This is a genomic window from Acinetobacter seifertii (genome assembly GCF_000368065.1).
GTDB lineage: Bacteria > Pseudomonadota > Gammaproteobacteria > Pseudomonadales > Moraxellaceae > Acinetobacter > Acinetobacter seifertii.
Genome location: NZ_KB851203.1, coordinates 24,388 through 39,759, shown reverse-complemented (window position 1 = coordinate 39,759; position 15,372 = coordinate 24,388). Strand labels below are relative to the sequence as shown.

Sequence of the window (15,372 nt, the reverse complement as noted above, 5' to 3'; positions counted from 1 at the left end):
TGCCGTAAATCTTTAGCGTCAACCCTATACCGATTTCTGACTTCTTCATCATAATTGCTCCCCTTTAACTCAGGCGGCAATTCGTCTTGTCATCCAAAGTTTTATCGACCTCTTCTTATATTTAGCTGTCCTATCTGGTTAATTGCTTTTATTCGCATAGTATTTTCCTTAGCGTCGTATCATTCAATTTATAAAAAGATACATAAAGCTGTTATGAATCAACTAGATTTATTCTGAATGCTGCCTTAACAATAAACAAAAATAATAAGTAGAAAATATTTATTCTATGAGGAGTAAGCATGATGGACCATGAAATAGAGGAAAAAAAGGTCGAGCAAACCTTAAGCTGGCGTGAAAAAATGGCAGTCGAAGAACATGAAAAACTGTCACCCCGTTTAGTCTATGAAATTATCCGCCGTGATGGTGCTGAAGAGCTGGATCGGCCAACGGCTGCACTGATCTTTTCAGGAATTGCGGCAGGTCTAGTCATCAGTTTTTCTTTTGTGTTTAAGGCGATTATCGCTTCTTATCTTCCAGCTGATGTAGTCTGGACCGATTTAATCACCAATGTCGGTTATACCATTGGTTTTTTGATCGCTATTTTGGGCCATATGCAACTCTTTACCGAAAATACCATCACCACAGTTGTACCTCTATTCAAGCCCTTTACTCTCGAAAAATTACAAGCTGTAGGCCGATTATGGGGGATTGTGATTTTATGCAACATCATTGGAACAGCTTTAGCGAGTTTATTTTTCCTCACTACTCACCTGTTTACACCCGATATTGACAAGGCACTCGACGAGCTAGCACATCATGTTGCGTCTTTTTCTGCGACCGAAAACTTGCTGAAAGGTATTATGTCAGGGCTGTTAATTGCTGCACTAGTCTGGATGCTGCCTTCAGTTAGCAATAAATTCCTACTCATCTTTTTCATGACATATTTGATAGGACTCGGTGACTTTACCCATGTAGTAGTAGGTTCTACCGAAATGTCTTATCTAGTTTGGCAAGGAGATGCCTCTATTAGTGAATATATTTTTAATTTCCTGATTCCAACCACCATTGGAAATATTATTGGTGGTACAGGCGTGTTTACCCTGCTGATTTATGGTCAGGTTACTGAGGAATTGGAACAATAGCAGGACTCAATAAAACTATTGTTCCTGCTGCCATCTGCGTTGCTGTAAGCGTTCGCCTTCAACCTCACGCTTATTTCTCGCGGACTCGTAGAGTTTGGTTCCCTTCAACTCAGGTGGCAAATAGTCTTGCAACACAAAGTGCTCTGGGTAATCATGAGGATAGAGATAATTGATGCCATAGCCTTGCTGTTTCATCAGCTTGGTTGGTGCATTTCTCAAGTGTAAAGGCACTGGTAAATTTGCCGTTTTCTCGGCAAGTTCCAATGCTTTGTTAATTGCTAAATAAGTACTATTACTTTTTGCACTTGTTGCTAAATAAACCGCGGTTTGGCCCAAAATAATTCGGCCTTCAGGCATACCCACTGCTTGAACAGAGCGGAAACATTCACCTGCAAGTAAAAGCGCATTTGGATTCGAATTCCCAATGTCTTCTGAGGCTGCAATCAACATACGTCTTGCAATAAAAACTGGATCTTCTCCGCCTTTAAGCATACGAGCCATCCAGTACAGAGCTGCATCTGGATCACTACCACGAATCGATTTAATAAATGCAGACACGAGGTCGTAATGCTGCTCACCCGATTTGTCATAACGTGCAATGTTTTGCTGGGCAACTTTTACCACCACAGCATTGGTAATGGTATTTTCAATTTCTGGCTCAAAAGTACTCGCAATTAAGTCTAGTAAATTAAGCGCTTTACGGGCATCGCCTGCTGCAAACTGCAAAAGGGCATCGTACTCTTCAATATGAATGTAACGTTCTTTTAAGAATTTATCGGCTTGGAGAGCATTGTTGAGTAGCGTTTGAATTGCCTCGCTGTCTAAACTGTTTAAGGTATAGACCTGACAACGAGATAAAAGCGCACTATTGACTTCAAAAGACGGGTTTTCTGTGGTCGCACCTATTAAGGTAATTTTTCCTTTTTCTACAGCCCCTAGTAATGCATCTTGCTGTGATTTATTAAAGCGATGGATTTCATCAATAAAAACGACTGGTGTTAGTAAGTCACCACTTTCTGCAATTACTTCACGTAATTCTTTTACGCCCGTATTCAGAGCAGACAAACTCACAAATGGGCGGTCTATTGCTTGCGCCAAAAGTAAAGCAATTGTTGTTTTACCAACACCTGGCGGTCCCCAAAAAATAATAGAAGGTAAATGCCCCTGATCAATCATTTGACGCAGTGGTGCGTGTTCACCTAACAAATGATCTTGCCCAATAATTTCAGACAAATCTCTCGGGCGCAGGCGTTCAGGAAGTGGAATATGGGTGTCTGACATCTCAAATAGCTTTATCGTCTTTTCACTATAGTCTATTGCGTCTCACAGAAATCTACAATTTGAATCTATGAGACACGTTCTTTATTTACAGGCTAACTCGTAGCATTAAGATGGTTTATCACTGAGTTTCAGCAAACGTGCATCCGGGCCATCTTCAATTACCCAAATTGAACGGTCTTGTGCTTCATGTAAACCACGAATACGTTGCTTCATCTCTAATCTTTGTATTTCTTTTACGGGTTTATGCTCTAAATCTACAACCACAATGGCTTTGGAAGATAACCCACCAATTAAGGCTTTATTTTGCCATGCAGGAAATTGTTGGCCTCGATAAATGATTAGGCTCGACGGTGAAATGACAGGTGTCCAATCAATCTCAGGTGCTTTAAATTCAGGGCGAGTATGGTGGTCTGGAATAGGCTCACCCGAGTAGTGGTCTCCATTTGAAACGATTGGGTAACCATAATTTTCACCTTTGGTAATAATATTAAGCTCATCACCACCTTTAGGCCCCATTTCAACTACCCAAAGTTGTCCTTTGCGGTCAAAAGCCATACCTAAGGGGTTACGGTGTCCAAGTGACCATATTTCCGCAGTAACCCCACCTTGTTTATAAAAAGGATTACCTACGGCTGCTGAACCATCCTCATTTAAACGCAAGACTTTGCCCAAATTACTCTTCATGTCTTGGGCAGGATCAAACTTTTGGCGCTCACCTGAACTGGCCCAAAGCTTACCATCTGCATCAAAGAGCATACGATGTCCATAATGGCCTTGTCCTGAGACTTTAGGCACCTGCTGCCAAATCTGTTTCACCTCTATAAGTTTTGGCTGATTAGGGTTAGATAAGTCTAATTTCGCACGTGAAATCACTGCACCAGATCCACCTTGCCCTTTAGCTGCATAACTGAGATATATCCAATGATTTTTGGCAAAGTCAGGATGTAAAACAACATCGCCTAAACCACCCTGTCCGCCATAGTTCACCGCTGGAACACCTTGAACATCTAACATTTGTTTATTTTGGGGGTTAAAAAGTTTTAACTTACCTTGTCGCTCAGTGACTAATAAACGATGGTCTGGCAAACTGGTAATCGCCCAAGGTTCATTAAAATGTGCGACTGTCTCGACCTGATAAATTTGTTTGGCAGCACTAGTTTGCTCTGTTTTTGCAGTTGTATTTTGTTCAGGATTTTTTGAGTTGGTATTGTTAGAACCACAAGCCATTAATAAGAAAAAGCTACTACATAATAAGGGGGCTGCTAGTCGTTTCATCATTTTTATCTCCTTCGCTTTTATTTTTATATAACGGAGATGGTTAAAAACTTTACGATTAAAATGTTACTTTATTATACGCTGTAATTAAAAATGTCCATTGGGAGCGTATTAACGCACCCAACGTACCACATAATCTTCAAGATCATCTTCATGTACATCAGTTTCAGGAATACAACGCCCTGCAACAGACTTTTTTGCCTTAACTACGCTTTGTCTCGTACCTGTATTTAAATAATGCCAAGAAGGTAAATTTTTACCCTCATTCAACCGTTTATACGCACAACTTGAAGGTAACCAGTGAATTGTTTTTAAGCTTTCTGGCGTCAACTGTAAACAGTCAGGCACTTGCTGCTGACGATTTGAATAATCTGAGCAACGCCCTGTACCACAATCAAGCAATTTACACGCTACCTTGGTGTAAGCAACCTCATGAGTATCTTCATCTTCTAGCTTGACCAAGCAGCATAAACCACACCCATCGCACAAAGCTTCCCACTCAGCCTGACTAAGCTGCTCTAGCGTGTAATTTTTCCAAAATAATGGACGAAGTGAGGTCTCGGTAGACATAGGTTTTAACAGCTGTATACATAAATCAAAGTCAGATTATAGCATTGAAGGCAGTGTGCTTAAGGAAAGAAACTGTATTTTTAGCATCACAAAATGATTGTTTAATATACATTTCAACCACATAAACGACACATTCCGTGCAAAAAAGCCACTATATAGTAAAAACACAATGAAAAATAAGGAGGACAACATTATGTTCCGTTGGGCAATAATTTTTGCAGTGATTGCACTCATTGCCAGTCTATTAGGGTTTGGTGGTGTTGCAGGGTTATCTAAAGACTTTGCCGTGATTTTATTGGTTGTGGCTGTAATTCTCGCAGTTATTGGTTTTATTTCGCGAGGCCGAACCTAATTCAATCATGACTACATAAAAAGAAGGAACTTGTTTCCTTCTTTTTTTATTGCCTAAATGTTTCTATCTTTTTCTTTTGACGTAGATTTTTACATAGTTATTAATATGAATTTTATTTTTTTATGCTTTAATCAAGCGTGTTTAAACCAAGTTTAATTTCAGGATTAATGTCATGAGTACAGCAATTAAAACCCGTGAAATTCAATATACTGCACCAGACGGCAGCCATTTAATTGGTTATTTTGCAGCTCCAGAAAGTGAAACACCTGTACCAGGTATTATTATTGGTCCTGAATGGTGGGGCCGTAATGAATATACTGAACAACGCGCACGTGAACTTGCTGAACACGGCTATGCGGCTCTTGCGATTGACATGTATGGCGATAAAAAAGTCACATCAACTGCAGCTCAAGCATATGAATGGATGATGCAGACATTTGAAGAGTTAGACACGGTGACTGATCGTGCCAATGCAGCACTTCAGACACTTGCTGCACAACCAGAAGTAAATAGTGAAAAACTGGCTGCAATTGGCTTTTGCTATGGTGGTAAAGTTGTATTAGACCTTGCGCGCTCAGGTGCACCACTTAAAGCAGTTGTGACATTCCATGCTACATTAGCACCGAAAGCACCTGCTCAAAAAGGCAACATTCAAGGTGAGGTTTTAGTTCTACATGGTGAACAAGACACCATGGTCACCTTAGAAGATGTTGCTAATTTTGAAAAAGAGATGCAAGCTGCTGAAGTTAAACATGAGGTAGTGGTTTTAAAAGGTGCTAAACATGGCTTTAGTAACCCGCTTGCAGATGAAAAAGCGAAAGCAAATGGTGTAGACCTTGGCTACAACAGCGAAGCGGAGAAACAAGGCCTTGCTAAAATGTACGCTTTGTTAGAACGTACTTTAAAATAAAAGAAGCAAATTTGGAGCAAATGTTTTTTGCATTTGCTCCCTTAAATGTTTATGACTTTGCAATATTTTTACTGTATTTTTTAAACCATACTTCAATAACTATACTCCCGTTGAGCTAGAGCAAAGCCTAGTCTTATTTCCCGCACTCGGGGTTTAATGGAATAACATGAGAGGATACAACAATGGCTGACAAGAAATGTCCGTATTGCGAATTTGATGAATATGACATCATTGATAAGAATGAATTTGCTGTAATTTTACCTGACCCAAATCCGTTGTCTAAAGGCCACTGTGTAGTGACTCCACTGCGCCATGTAAGCTCGTTTTTTGACATTACCTCTAAAGAGCATGAAAGCTTACTTACACTTCTTGAAATTGCCCGCCACGAAACCCAGCTTCGTCATCAGCCTGCTGGTTTTCATATCGGCTTTAATGATGGTGAAGTGTTTGGCCAAAGCTCTGACCATTTCCACATTCATGTCATTCCATACTACAAAAACCAACCGTTGAAACTTGATCAACGTTGGGGCGTAAAAGAGGATTAATCCTCTTTATGCTTGAAGCAGAGACCACTTATTTTCAAGTGATCTCTGTTTTAACAGGCTCGTTCTGGTTGCTTGCTTTAAACAAAACTTCTCTCCAATTTCAGCTATAATTTAGCCCTTACTTTTCTTCTATAGCTGTTCATGCCTGAATTTTCTTTTTCTGATGCCCTCTTAAACTGGTTCGATCAACATGGTCGTCACGATTTGCCTTGGCAAGTTGCAGATGATCCATACAAGGTTTGGGTTTCTGAAATTATGTTACAGCAGACTCAGGTGAAAACGGTTCTGCAATATTTTGACCGCTTTATGGAGCGCTTCCCAACGGTAGAAGCTTTAGGTCATGCAACTTGGGATGATGTCGCTCCTTATTGGGCTGGCCTTGGCTATTACGCTCGTGCTCGCAATTTGCATAAAGCCGCTGGCCTTGTAGCACAACAAGGTAAATTTCCTGAAATCCTAGAAGAATGGATTGCTCTACCCGGCATTGGACGCTCTACAGCAGGCGCACTTATGTCTTTAGGTTTGCGTCAGTACGGTGTGATTATGGACGGCAATGTGAAACGTGTTCTAGCGCGTTTCTTTGCCATTGAAGATGACTTAAGTAAGCCGCAGCATGAACGTGAAATGTGGAAACTTGCTGAAGAGCTTTGCCCTACGCATCGTAACCATGACTATACTCAAGCCATAATGGACTTAGGTGCAACTATCTGTACGCCTAAAAAACCGCTGTGTTTATATTGTCCAATGCAAACTCATTGTCAGGCCTACCAACAAGGTTTAGAACAAGAACTACCTTTTAAAAAACCTAAAAAAACTCCGCCTGTTAAAACGGCAGACGTTCTTATTATTCAGTGTGAAGATGAATGGTTCTGGCAACAACGCCAAGCCCATGGTCTATGGGGTGGTTTATTCTGTTTACCTATTTTAGAAAATGAACATGAACGACTGAGCATAAGCCAGCAATTTAAATTACAGCCTCAAGCACAAACTTTTCAGATTAGTCATAGCTTCACTCATTTCACATGGCTACTTAATGCTCACGTGTTCCACGTGGAACCTGATCAAAAAGAACATCTGGCGATTGAACTTAAAGGCCAATGGCTGACGCCAGAACAAGCAATTTCCAAAGGTGTACCAACTGCAATGAAAAAATTGATCTCGACTAGCCGTTCATGACATAGTGGTCAAAATAATTTTGATATAACTATGACAGGGAGTATTTCGTGCGACGTTTTGTTTCTCATCTCTCACTTGGTTTTCTCATTATTCTATTGGCAGCTTGTGCCAGTGCACCTAAAAAACCTACACCACTTTCCCCCACTCAAGTCAGTAAGCTCAAAAGTATGCAGCTTCCAAATCGACTACCTGTACCTGTAAAAGGTGTCGATCGAGATGAACTAAAAGACACGTGGGGAGCTGCTCGTAGTCAAGGCCGTAGCCATGAAGGCATTGATATTTTGGCTCCACGTGGAACCAAAGTGTATAGCACAACCGAAGGACTCGTTGCTGATCTTCGTAATAATAACCTCGGCGGCAAAGTCATCTGGATTTTAGGTCCAGCAGGAACATGGCATTATTATGCTCATCTTGACGGTCATAAACGTGGCCTAAATGTAGGTGACTATGTCAAAAAGGGCGATTTAATTGGATATGTCGGCAACACGGGCAATGCACGTTATACTTCACCTCATCTCCACTATGGTCTTTATCTAGATGGTAAAGGACGTGGTGCCGTTAACCCTTATTTATATTTACGCTAGGAACATTTTATGTCGGAAGCGCTGATCAATCGCTTAGTAGAGTTTGCCGAGTCGGGCAACCAGCAAAAGATCATTTTAAATGGCAATAGCTATCAAGGCTGGATCATGGAAATCAGTGATGATGCCCTGCTAATCAGTACCGGTTTTTCAGATAAAGTAGGCAAAGACTTTTGGCTAAAGTTTGAAGACTTAACTCAAGCTGAACTGTATTATTGGGATACTCGCCCAAATGAATGGGTGTTATTTAAACTTTAAAATTCTAAGATAAATATAAGGAGCATTATCATGAAAACTCAACGTTGCGGATGGTGTTCCGACGATCCCCTTTATATTGCCTATCATGATGAAGAATGGGGCAAACCGGAACACGACGAAGCACGGTTATTTGAAATGCTTTGCCTCGAAGGTCAGCAAGCTGGCTTATCATGGATTACCGTACTAAAAAAAAGAGAAAGCTACCGTCAACACTTTTTTAATCATCCAATTGAAGATATTGCTTCATTTACTGATGACTTTTTAGAACTAAAATTATCCGATGCAGGCTTAATTCGTCACTTGGGTAAACTCAAAGCCATTCGTGATAATGCGATTGCTTGGCAAGCGCTCAAAGCACTAGTTGGTGATGTACCGACATGGCTTTGGCAGTTTGTAGATGCAGTTACACAAAACAATGATGTTGCAGACTACCGTCAGGCTCCAGCACAGACTGAACTCAGTGTAAAACTTTCCAAGACTCTTAAAAAGAATGGTTTTAAATTTGTCGGTCCAACCACTTGCTACGCGTTTATGCAGGCTGTAGGTATGGTCGATGATCATGAAAACGATTGTCAATTTAAAGCTTCATAACCCACCAGAACGGTTCAAATCCGCTTAAGGAGTTTCCGATGAGCAACAATACGATTCAGGCCTATGCTGCAATGCAAGCAGGTGAAAAACTGGTTCCTTACCAATTTGACGCAGGTGAATTACAGCCGCATCAGGTTGAAGTAAAAGTTGAATACTGTGGTTTATGTCATTCTGATATTTCAGTTCTGAATAATGAATGGCGCTCGACTGTCTACCCTGTGGTTGCAGGTCATGAAATTATTGGAAGAATTGTAGCTTTAGGTTCAGAAGCCAAAGGTCTACAAATCGGGCAACGTGTCGGTATCGGTTGGACAGCTGAAAGTTGCCAATCGTGTGATGAATGTATTGGTGGTCAGCAAGTACTTTGTACGGGCAAAAATGTTGCAACAATCGTCGGGCATGCTGGTGGTTTTGCCGATAAAGTTCGTGCAGGTTGGCAGTGGGCAATTCCCCTTCCTGAAGATTTAGACCCCGCAAGTGCAGGTCCTCTACTTTGTGGCGGAATTACCGTTTTTGATCCACTCCTCAAACACAAGATTCAGGCAACCCATCATGTGGGTGTGATTGGCATTGGCGGTTTAGGTCATATGGCGATTAAGCTCCTTAAAGCTTGGGGTTGTGAAATCACGGCATTTAGTTCTAACCCAGACAAAACAGAAGAGCTCAAAGCAATGGGAGCCGACCATGTCGTCAATAGCCGCGATACCAACGCAGTAAAAGCTCAAAAAGGTAAATTCGATTTATTGCTGAGTACCGTGAATGTGACTCTAAATTGGTCTGCTTTTATTGCAACACTGGCACCAAACGGAACCTTACATTTCTTAGGTCTTACGCTTGAGCCTGTTCCTGTTTCTGTTGGCTCTCTTATTGGTGGTGCTAAGTCAGTGACTGGTTCACCTACAGGCTCACCTGCTGCACTACGTCAGCTTTTAAAGTTTGCTGCACGCAAAAAAATTGCGCCTCAAATTGAGCTGTTTCCAATGTCACAGCTCAATGAAGCAATTGAACGTCTACACTCAGGTCAAGCACGTTACCGGATTGTACTTAAAGCAGACTTTGCAGAATAAAACTAACTCGCTGTTTTAATCTGTTGCCGTGACCAGTCCGCCAAGTGTTTAATCGCTTGGCGGACATCTACTGTTAACTCATGACCTGCATTTAAACGAATAAAATGTCTATAGCGTTCATCCTCACCAAAAACATGCCCGGGAACTACGGTAATTCCGTGAGATTTTGCAGTGTAATAGAGCGCCAAACTATCTACAGTTTTAGGTAACTGCATCCATAAGGCATAACCTCCTTCTGGTTGGCTCAATGCAATTGGAATACCTTCGAAAGCATTTAAAATACAACTACGATACTCCTCGACTTGCCGCATCAAATTCGGTCTTAACTGCTCTAAATGCTCCCTGTAACCACGACTATAAATAAAATCAGCTAGGCCTAATTGTAGCGGTGTATTAACCCCAATATTACTGGCTACCAGCTCAAGCCTTAAATGCTGTAGCTTCGCGCTTAAACAGAACCATCCTACGCGATATGCACTCGATAATGACTTAGAAACCGATCCACACCAAATTACATAGCCTTCACGGTCCCAATAGCGAATAGGTAATGGTCGCTCACCACTGTAGCCACACTCTCCATAAATATCGTCTTCAATAATAAAACACTGATACTTTGCTGCTAATTCGGCAATCTTTTGTTTTTCTGCATTACTTAAACAGTATCCCAATGGGTTCTGATAGTTGGCTGTCATTAAGCAAACTTTAGCTAAACCCTGCTTCATAAATGATTCTAAGCGCTCAAGATCGATACCACGATGATGCGCTGGAATCTCAATAATCTGTCGTTTTAAACTGGCTATAAGCTGTAGTTGTCCATTAAAAGTAGGCGTCGGAATTAAAATACTATCGCCTACTTCTGTTAGATGTTGAATCACCAAAGATAAAGCAGGCATGCAGCCATTGGTAATAAAAATATCTTCTGCCGCGATAAAAATCCCATCTTCACGCCAATGATCAGATAGTGCTTTTCTTAACTGCTCATGACCCTGTTTATTACAATAAAGAAAATCTTGGGGCTGACAATTTTTTAAAGCGCGTTGAATAGAGCGGCGTAAACCCTCAACAGGAATAAAATGAGGTGTCAACTGAATAGAGCCTAATGGTACAAGATGACTTTGTAAGGCAGCCTCCTGAATTTGGTTATGTAACTCCAGATTGGAGACTTTTCGCGGCAAAGATAAGAAATCTGGACTATCCGGAATAGGACTAGATCGGGTACGAGCAACCACAAAATAACCTGACTTTGGCTTTACATAAATAAGTCCCCTTGCCTCAAGCAATTCATAGCAACTTTTTGCTGTACTTAAACTAATGCTGTGCTGACGGGCAAAATCTCGTAACGAAATAAGCTTCTGATGCGGTTTCAGCTCATCTTGATAAATACGATGTGCTAATTGATTGGCAAGAACCTGATATTGAAAAGTCATTCTGTGCTGCTTTTTTAAAAATTTCTGTATCTGTACTGCTTTATAGAACACCTTTAGGCTATAGAAATCAACTCCAAGAGTAGTAAGATAATGAAATTAAAAGCTATATTATTGTTTACCATTATTTTGACAGGTTGCCAGTCACAACCCAAAACTGAACAGCACAGACATACGGTTTGCCAGAGTTTAATTGAAGGTTATTTAAAAATGACCAACCAACAAGACTACAAACTAGAGCAGCGCAGTGATGATAAAGCCAATACAATTTCTCATTATCAATACAAACGTAATAACTCAAACGAAGTTGTCATGGTAAATTCGGTTTATTCAAACTTATATTTTAGTTGTCGAGAACAGCAACAAAGCTATTTTCTGTCTCAACATTCATCACAAGGACAAACGACTCCTATTTTAGAAGTTCATTTTCCAAGTGATGCTTATGGTAGGTTCAGAGACAGGTTTTAAAACCATCTTTTAATTGATCTGCCAAAAACTCAATGAATAAACGGATTCGTTTTGGTAGATGCTCTTGTTGATAATAGACAGCATGGATGCTTTGATATTGATGTTCTATTTGATCTTCAAATAACGCGGTCAATCGTCCCTCTTGAATATCTTTCCAAATTTCAAATTCAGATAGCCGTGCAATACCATGTCCTCTAACTGTAAGCTGACGCACAGTCTCACCACTTGAAGCTTTAATGTGTGCTTGTGCGAAAAAATATTCATCTCCGACTTTAATCGGCCAGTTATTAATATAATCAGGTCTGGTAAAACCAATCAAATCATGATGCTCAAGTTGTTCAGGTTGAGTCGGTGTACCTTTGATCGCCAAATATTCTGGACTTGCCACAATATATAAACGACTCTTACACACTAACTTGGCATGAAGACTCGAATCATTGAGTTCCCCAAATCGAAATGCCACATCGGTCTTATGTTGTAATAGATCAATCACCTGATCATTACTATTTATTTCGATTTCAATGTCGGGATAGCACTTACGAAACTTATGCATTAATGGTGCAATCACGTGCAAAACAAACGGCGTTGCAGAATCAATACGAATCAGTCCCGCGGTACCCTGATCAGACTTTTGCAAATCTTCTTCGGCAGCATTCAGCTCATTTAAAATTTTACGAGCCTTGATAAGAAACTGTTGCCCTTCTTGTGTGAGTTTCAACTTACGTGTTGTTCGCTCTAATAAAGTCACGCCTAACTTTGCTTCTAAACGTGTAAGAGAGCGACTCATTCCTGAAGGCGTTTGTTTTAAGTGTTCTGCTGCGGCTACAAAGGAACCTGTATCAACAATTGTGATAAAGGCAACCAGTTCTTCAATTGTTGATTTCATGACTTATTCTATTATTGACTAATCATCAAAGATATTTTGCTTATTCATCTATTTTTTCGCAACAATAATCCAAGCAAAATGCACCTCAAGTTAAATGATTATTCAAATTTAGGTGAACGCATGAATATCCCACGTTTTGGTCTAGGAACTTTCCGCCTTAAAGAACAAGCGGTGATTGATTCTGTTAAAACAGCTTTAGAAGTAGGTTACCGTGTAATTGATACAGCTCAAATCTATGAAAATGAAGCTGCGATTGGACAAACCATTGCTGAAAGTGGTGTAGCGCGTCAGGACTTATTTCTAACCACAAAAATCTGGGTAGATAATTTTGCGCAAGATAAGTTTATTCCGAGCTTAAAAGAGAGCTTACAAAAACTTCGTACTGACTATGTCGATCTTACTTTGATTCACTGGCCAGCACCAGATTTAGGGGTTTCTATTCCTGAAATTATGCAGCTTTTACTTGAAGCGAAACAACAAGGTCTTACCAAACAAATTGGTATTTCAAACTTCAATATTGAGCTTACCCAGCAAGCCATTGACACAATCGGTGTAGAGCATATTGCGACAAATCAGATTGAGCTAAGTCCTTATCTTCAAAACCATAACCTTGTAAATTTCTTACAAGACAAGAATATAGATGTCACTTCCTACATGACACTGGCATATGGCAAAGTGCTTCAAGACCCCGTTCTAGCTGAAATTGCAGCAGCGCATAAAGCAACAACAGCACAAATTGCATTGGCATGGGCATTGCAACGAGGTTTTGCAGTCATTCCATCTTCGACTAAACGTGAAAACCTGATTAGCAACTTAAAAGCACAGGATATCGAGTTAACTCCAGCTGAAATGCAAATGATTGCTGAACTCGACCGTAACAGTCGTGAAGTTAGCCCAGAGCCATGGGCACCAGTTTGGGACTAAACTCATGAACACTCAATCAAATACGGCGTTCTCGTTACTGGCATTGGCAATTGGTGCCTTTGCCATTGGCACGACGGAATTTTCTCCAATGGGATTATTGCCGAATATCGCTCATGATTTAGGTATTTCAATTCCAACAGCCGGAATGTTAATTACGGGTTATGCACTTGGCGTGATGTTAGGTGCTCCGTTCATGACCCTATGGTTTGGTGGTTTTGCTAGACGTAATGCACTGATTTTTCTTATGGCGATCTTTACGGTCGGGAACCTGCTTGCAGCATTTGCTCCAAGCTATATGAGTTTATTAGGTGCACGTCTCATTACTAGCCTTAACCACGGCGCCTTCTTTGGGATTGGTTCTGTTGTAGCAGCTAGCATTGTGCCCGCACATAAACAAGCCAGTGCTGTCGCCACCATGTTTATGGGTTTAACCATTGCTAATATTGGTGGTGTACCTTTGGCAACATGGGTAGGACAAAACATTGGCTGGCGTATGTCTTTCCTTGCAATCTCTTTGCTTGGTGTGATTACCATGCTCACTTTATGGAAGGCACTGCCACAAGGTATGGTTGCCCAAAAACCAAATGTGAAAGCTGAGTTAAAAGTATTAACACGTACTCCTGTAGTACTGGCTCTACTCACCACAGTGCTCAGTGCGGGTGCAATGTTTACGCTATATACCTATATTGCGCCAAGTTTGACTGAGTTTACCCATGCTTCACCGACCTTCATTACGTTCATGTTGGTATTAATTGGTGTTGGTTTCTCAATCGGTAACCATTTAGGTGGTCGTTTTGCAGACTTGTCCATCAACAAAACTCTAATCGGTTTTTTCATTTTGTTGATTGTCATGATGGTGATTTTCCCAGTGCTTGCACAAAGTCAGGCTGGAGCAGCCATTGCCTTAGTAATCTGGGGTGCCGCAACCTTTGCTTTAGTACCGCCATTACAAATGCGTGTAATGTCAGTTGTTCATGAAGCACCAGGACTTGCCTCCTCGGTAAATATCGGTGCGTTTAATCTAGGTAACGCAGTCGGTGCGGCAGCAGGTGCGGTAGTACTCGATTTAGGTTTGGGTTATAACGCAGTATCATTTGCTGGCGCATTACTGGCTGGGTTAGGTTTGTTGTTAGTTTTATTTCAAATCAAACGCGAAAGCAGCTCTGCACAAAGTTTGCAGCAATGTTCCGACTAATAAAAAAAGCGCCTCATCTCAGGCGCTTTTTTTATTGCTTATTATTTTAAAATATCGGGCAATTTAGGTTGCTCATAAATCGGGTTCATTACTTCCCGCTTCATTTTAAGCAGCATCTGATATGGTTGCTGCTGAACAAACATATTTACAAAGCTTAAAGGAATTGAACCTGCTGGGTCAGCATAACCACTCGTGGTTACTTTAACTTTGTTATTCGCTAGTTTCTGGAATGTCCATTCACCTTCATAACGAGTTAAACGAACCACATCGGGCTGAATCGGATAATTACTATTAATCGCTGTGTTCTTAATCGTAATAGTGCCATTAGCGGCTTTACTCATTTTCCCTTTCACCACAACATCGCGGTCTTTTAGCGGAAAAGGAAAATCCAACACCATATATAACGTAAATTCGCCCTTCTTCTCATCCTGAGAAAGCATTTCAACTTTACCCATATAAGGCACCCACTGCGCTGCGCGATTTACATCTAAAATCACCGCCACCGCACGCTCAATGGGTACATCAAATGTTGTTTCAGCTTTGTACTGAAAGACAGGGTTATCAGCCTTCTGATAGGTCCACACTTTAATATGATTACGGTCAAGGCTGAGTTTCGCCTTGTCTGTAGAGGCAGCCCCTGCATAGAGGCTGCTTAAGCAAAGAAGAGTGGTCAAAGCAATTTGTTTTTTATTCATGTTCTGCTCTATCTTGTTTTTCTCGCCACATG

The 15,372-nt window shown here is 40.9% G+C and carries 18 protein-coding genes; 12 read left to right on the top strand and 6 right to left on the bottom strand.

The window, feature by feature from the left end:
• Positions 1-302 precede the first annotated feature (302 nt).
• Entirely contained in the window at positions 303-1,142 is an 840-nt protein-coding gene (locus F985_RS20245) for a formate/nitrite transporter family protein (RefSeq protein WP_025469216.1), read from the top strand.
• A gap of 15 nt (positions 1,143-1,157) precedes the next feature.
• Here F985_RS20245 and F985_RS20240 read toward each other — a convergent pair whose 3' ends face one another.
• The 3 genes from F985_RS20240 to F985_RS20230 form a co-directional block, all read right to left on the bottom strand.
• Positions 1,158-2,423 (bottom strand): replication-associated recombination protein A, encoded by a 1,266-nt coding sequence (locus F985_RS20240; RefSeq protein WP_004704731.1) that lies wholly within the window; start codon positions 2,421-2,423, stop codon positions 1,158-1,160.
• A gap of 105 nt (positions 2,424-2,528) precedes the next feature.
• The gene (locus tag F985_RS20235) at positions 2,529-3,698 is read right to left on the bottom strand and encodes a PQQ-dependent sugar dehydrogenase (RefSeq protein ID WP_191013303.1); all 1,170 of its coding nucleotides are present in this window, start codon (positions 3,696-3,698) and stop codon (positions 2,529-2,531) included.
• Positions 3,699-3,809: 111 nt separating this feature from the next.
• A complete protein-coding gene (locus F985_RS20230) occupies positions 3,810-4,268 on the bottom strand; it encodes a YcgN family cysteine cluster protein (protein ID WP_004704725.1) in 459 nt (152 codons plus the stop codon).
• A 193-nt stretch (positions 4,269-4,461) separates the two neighbouring features.
• On the opposite strand from F985_RS20230, the gene F985_RS20225 reads away from it, so the two are divergent.
• The 8 genes from F985_RS20225 to ahr all read left to right on the top strand — a co-directional run bounded on the left by F985_RS20225 (position 4,462) and on the right by ahr (position 9,748).
• Positions 4,462-4,620 (top strand): DUF1328 domain-containing protein, encoded by a 159-nt coding sequence (locus F985_RS20225; protein WP_002053759.1) that lies wholly within the window; start codon positions 4,462-4,464, stop codon positions 4,618-4,620.
• A 172-nt stretch (positions 4,621-4,792) separates the two neighbouring features.
• Positions 4,793-5,530 (top strand): dienelactone hydrolase family protein, encoded by a 738-nt coding sequence (locus tag F985_RS20220; RefSeq protein WP_004704724.1) that lies wholly within the window; start codon positions 4,793-4,795, stop codon positions 5,528-5,530.
• A 182-nt stretch (positions 5,531-5,712) separates the two neighbouring features.
• Positions 5,713-6,075 carry an HIT family protein gene (locus F985_RS20215; RefSeq protein ID WP_004704723.1) on the top strand — a complete coding sequence of 121 codons (363 nt, stop codon included), beginning with the start codon at positions 5,713-5,715 and terminating at the stop codon, positions 6,073-6,075.
• Positions 6,076-6,216: 141 nt separating this feature from the next.
• The gene (mutY, locus tag F985_RS20210) at positions 6,217-7,251 is read left to right on the top strand and encodes an A/G-specific adenine glycosylase (RefSeq protein WP_004704717.1); all 1,035 of its coding nucleotides are present in this window, start codon (positions 6,217-6,219) and stop codon (positions 7,249-7,251) included.
• A 47-nt stretch (positions 7,252-7,298) separates the two neighbouring features.
• Entirely contained in the window at positions 7,299-7,835 is a 537-nt protein-coding gene (locus F985_RS20205) for a M23 family metallopeptidase (RefSeq protein WP_004704715.1), read from the top strand.
• A gap of 9 nt (positions 7,836-7,844) precedes the next feature.
• Entirely contained in the window at positions 7,845-8,090 is a 246-nt protein-coding gene (locus F985_RS20200; protein WP_001287364.1) for a hypothetical protein, read from the top strand.
• Positions 8,091-8,120: 30 nt separating this feature from the next.
• A complete protein-coding gene (locus F985_RS20195; RefSeq protein ID WP_004704714.1) occupies positions 8,121-8,681 on the top strand; it encodes a DNA-3-methyladenine glycosylase I in 561 nt (186 codons plus the stop codon).
• A gap of 38 nt (positions 8,682-8,719) precedes the next feature.
• Positions 8,720-9,748, top strand: a complete 1,029-nt coding sequence (gene ahr, locus F985_RS20190; protein WP_004704713.1) for an NADPH-dependent aldehyde reductase Ahr — start codon at positions 8,720-8,722, stop codon at positions 9,746-9,748.
• Between the two features lie 2 nt (positions 9,749-9,750).
• On the opposite strand, the gene F985_RS20185 is transcribed toward ahr, so the two are convergent.
• On the bottom strand, positions 9,751-11,175 hold the full coding sequence (locus F985_RS20185; protein WP_004704712.1) for an aminotransferase-like domain-containing protein: 1,425 nt from the start codon (positions 11,173-11,175) through the stop codon (positions 9,751-9,753).
• A gap of 90 nt (positions 11,176-11,265) precedes the next feature.
• On the opposite strand from F985_RS20185, the gene F985_RS20180 reads away from it, so the two are divergent.
• A complete protein-coding gene (locus F985_RS20180; protein WP_004704710.1) occupies positions 11,266-11,640 on the top strand; it encodes a hypothetical protein in 375 nt (124 codons plus the stop codon).
• Here F985_RS20180 and F985_RS20175 read toward each other — a convergent pair.
• The gene (locus F985_RS20175) at positions 11,624-12,526 is read right to left on the bottom strand and encodes a LysR family transcriptional regulator (RefSeq protein WP_004704708.1); all 903 of its coding nucleotides are present in this window, start codon (positions 12,524-12,526) and stop codon (positions 11,624-11,626) included. The two genes, F985_RS20180 and F985_RS20175, sit on opposite strands and share 17 nt — an antisense overlap.
• A gap of 120 nt (positions 12,527-12,646) precedes the next feature.
• Between F985_RS20175 and dkgB the strand changes: the two genes are divergently transcribed.
• Together dkgB and F985_RS20165 are read left to right on the top strand one after the other, a co-directional pair.
• The gene (gene dkgB / locus F985_RS20170; RefSeq protein WP_004704707.1) at positions 12,647-13,450 is read left to right on the top strand and encodes a 2,5-didehydrogluconate reductase DkgB; all 804 of its coding nucleotides are present in this window, start codon (positions 12,647-12,649) and stop codon (positions 13,448-13,450) included.
• Between the two features lie 4 nt (positions 13,451-13,454).
• The gene (locus F985_RS20165; RefSeq protein ID WP_004704706.1) at positions 13,455-14,645 is read left to right on the top strand and encodes an MFS transporter; all 1,191 of its coding nucleotides are present in this window, start codon (positions 13,455-13,457) and stop codon (positions 14,643-14,645) included.
• 41 nt (positions 14,646-14,686) lie between these two features.
• On the opposite strand, the gene F985_RS20160 is transcribed toward F985_RS20165, so the two are convergent.
• Complete coding sequence (locus tag F985_RS20160; protein WP_004704705.1) at positions 14,687-15,340, bottom strand: START domain-containing protein; 654 nt, start codon at positions 15,338-15,340, stop codon at positions 14,687-14,689.
• Between the last annotated feature and the right edge of the window lie 32 nt (positions 15,341-15,372).

What these genes read in the sequence shown, in the direction of transcription:
- F985_RS20245 (WP_025469216.1), top strand. Translation starts at nt 303, where the DNA reads ATGGACCATGAAATAGAGGAAAAAAAGGTCGAGCAAACCTTAAGCTGG.
- F985_RS20240 (WP_004704731.1), bottom strand. Translation starts at nt 2,423, where the DNA reads ATGTCAGACACCCATATTCCACTTCCTGAACGCCTGCGCCCGAGAGAT.
- F985_RS20235 (WP_191013303.1), bottom strand. Translation starts at nt 3,698, where the DNA reads ATGAAACGACTAGCAGCCCCCTTATTATGTAGTAGCTTTTTCTTATTA.
- F985_RS20230 (WP_004704725.1), bottom strand. Translation starts at nt 4,268, where the DNA reads ATGTCTACCGAGACCTCACTTCGTCCATTATTTTGGAAAAATTACACG.
- F985_RS20225 (WP_002053759.1), top strand. Translation starts at nt 4,462, where the DNA reads ATGTTCCGTTGGGCAATAATTTTTGCAGTGATTGCACTCATTGCCAGT.
- F985_RS20220 (WP_004704724.1), top strand. Translation starts at nt 4,793, where the DNA reads ATGAGTACAGCAATTAAAACCCGTGAAATTCAATATACTGCACCAGAC.
- F985_RS20215 (WP_004704723.1), top strand. Translation starts at nt 5,713, where the DNA reads ATGGCTGACAAGAAATGTCCGTATTGCGAATTTGATGAATATGACATC.
- mutY (WP_004704717.1), top strand. Translation starts at nt 6,217, where the DNA reads ATGCCTGAATTTTCTTTTTCTGATGCCCTCTTAAACTGGTTCGATCAA.
- F985_RS20200 (WP_001287364.1), top strand. Translation starts at nt 7,845, where the DNA reads ATGTCGGAAGCGCTGATCAATCGCTTAGTAGAGTTTGCCGAGTCGGGC.
- F985_RS20195 (WP_004704714.1), top strand. Translation starts at nt 8,121, where the DNA reads ATGAAAACTCAACGTTGCGGATGGTGTTCCGACGATCCCCTTTATATT.
- ahr (WP_004704713.1), top strand. Translation starts at nt 8,720, where the DNA reads ATGAGCAACAATACGATTCAGGCCTATGCTGCAATGCAAGCAGGTGAA.
- F985_RS20185 (WP_004704712.1), bottom strand. Translation starts at nt 11,175, where the DNA reads ATGACTTTTCAATATCAGGTTCTTGCCAATCAATTAGCACATCGTATT.
- F985_RS20180 (WP_004704710.1), top strand. Translation starts at nt 11,266, where the DNA reads ATGAAATTAAAAGCTATATTATTGTTTACCATTATTTTGACAGGTTGC.
- F985_RS20175 (WP_004704708.1), bottom strand. Translation starts at nt 12,526, where the DNA reads ATGAAATCAACAATTGAAGAACTGGTTGCCTTTATCACAATTGTTGAT.
- dkgB (WP_004704707.1), top strand. Translation starts at nt 12,647, where the DNA reads ATGAATATCCCACGTTTTGGTCTAGGAACTTTCCGCCTTAAAGAACAA.
- F985_RS20165 (WP_004704706.1), top strand. Translation starts at nt 13,455, where the DNA reads ATGAACACTCAATCAAATACGGCGTTCTCGTTACTGGCATTGGCAATT.
- F985_RS20160 (WP_004704705.1), bottom strand. Translation starts at nt 15,340, where the DNA reads ATGAATAAAAAACAAATTGCTTTGACCACTCTTCTTTGCTTAAGCAGC.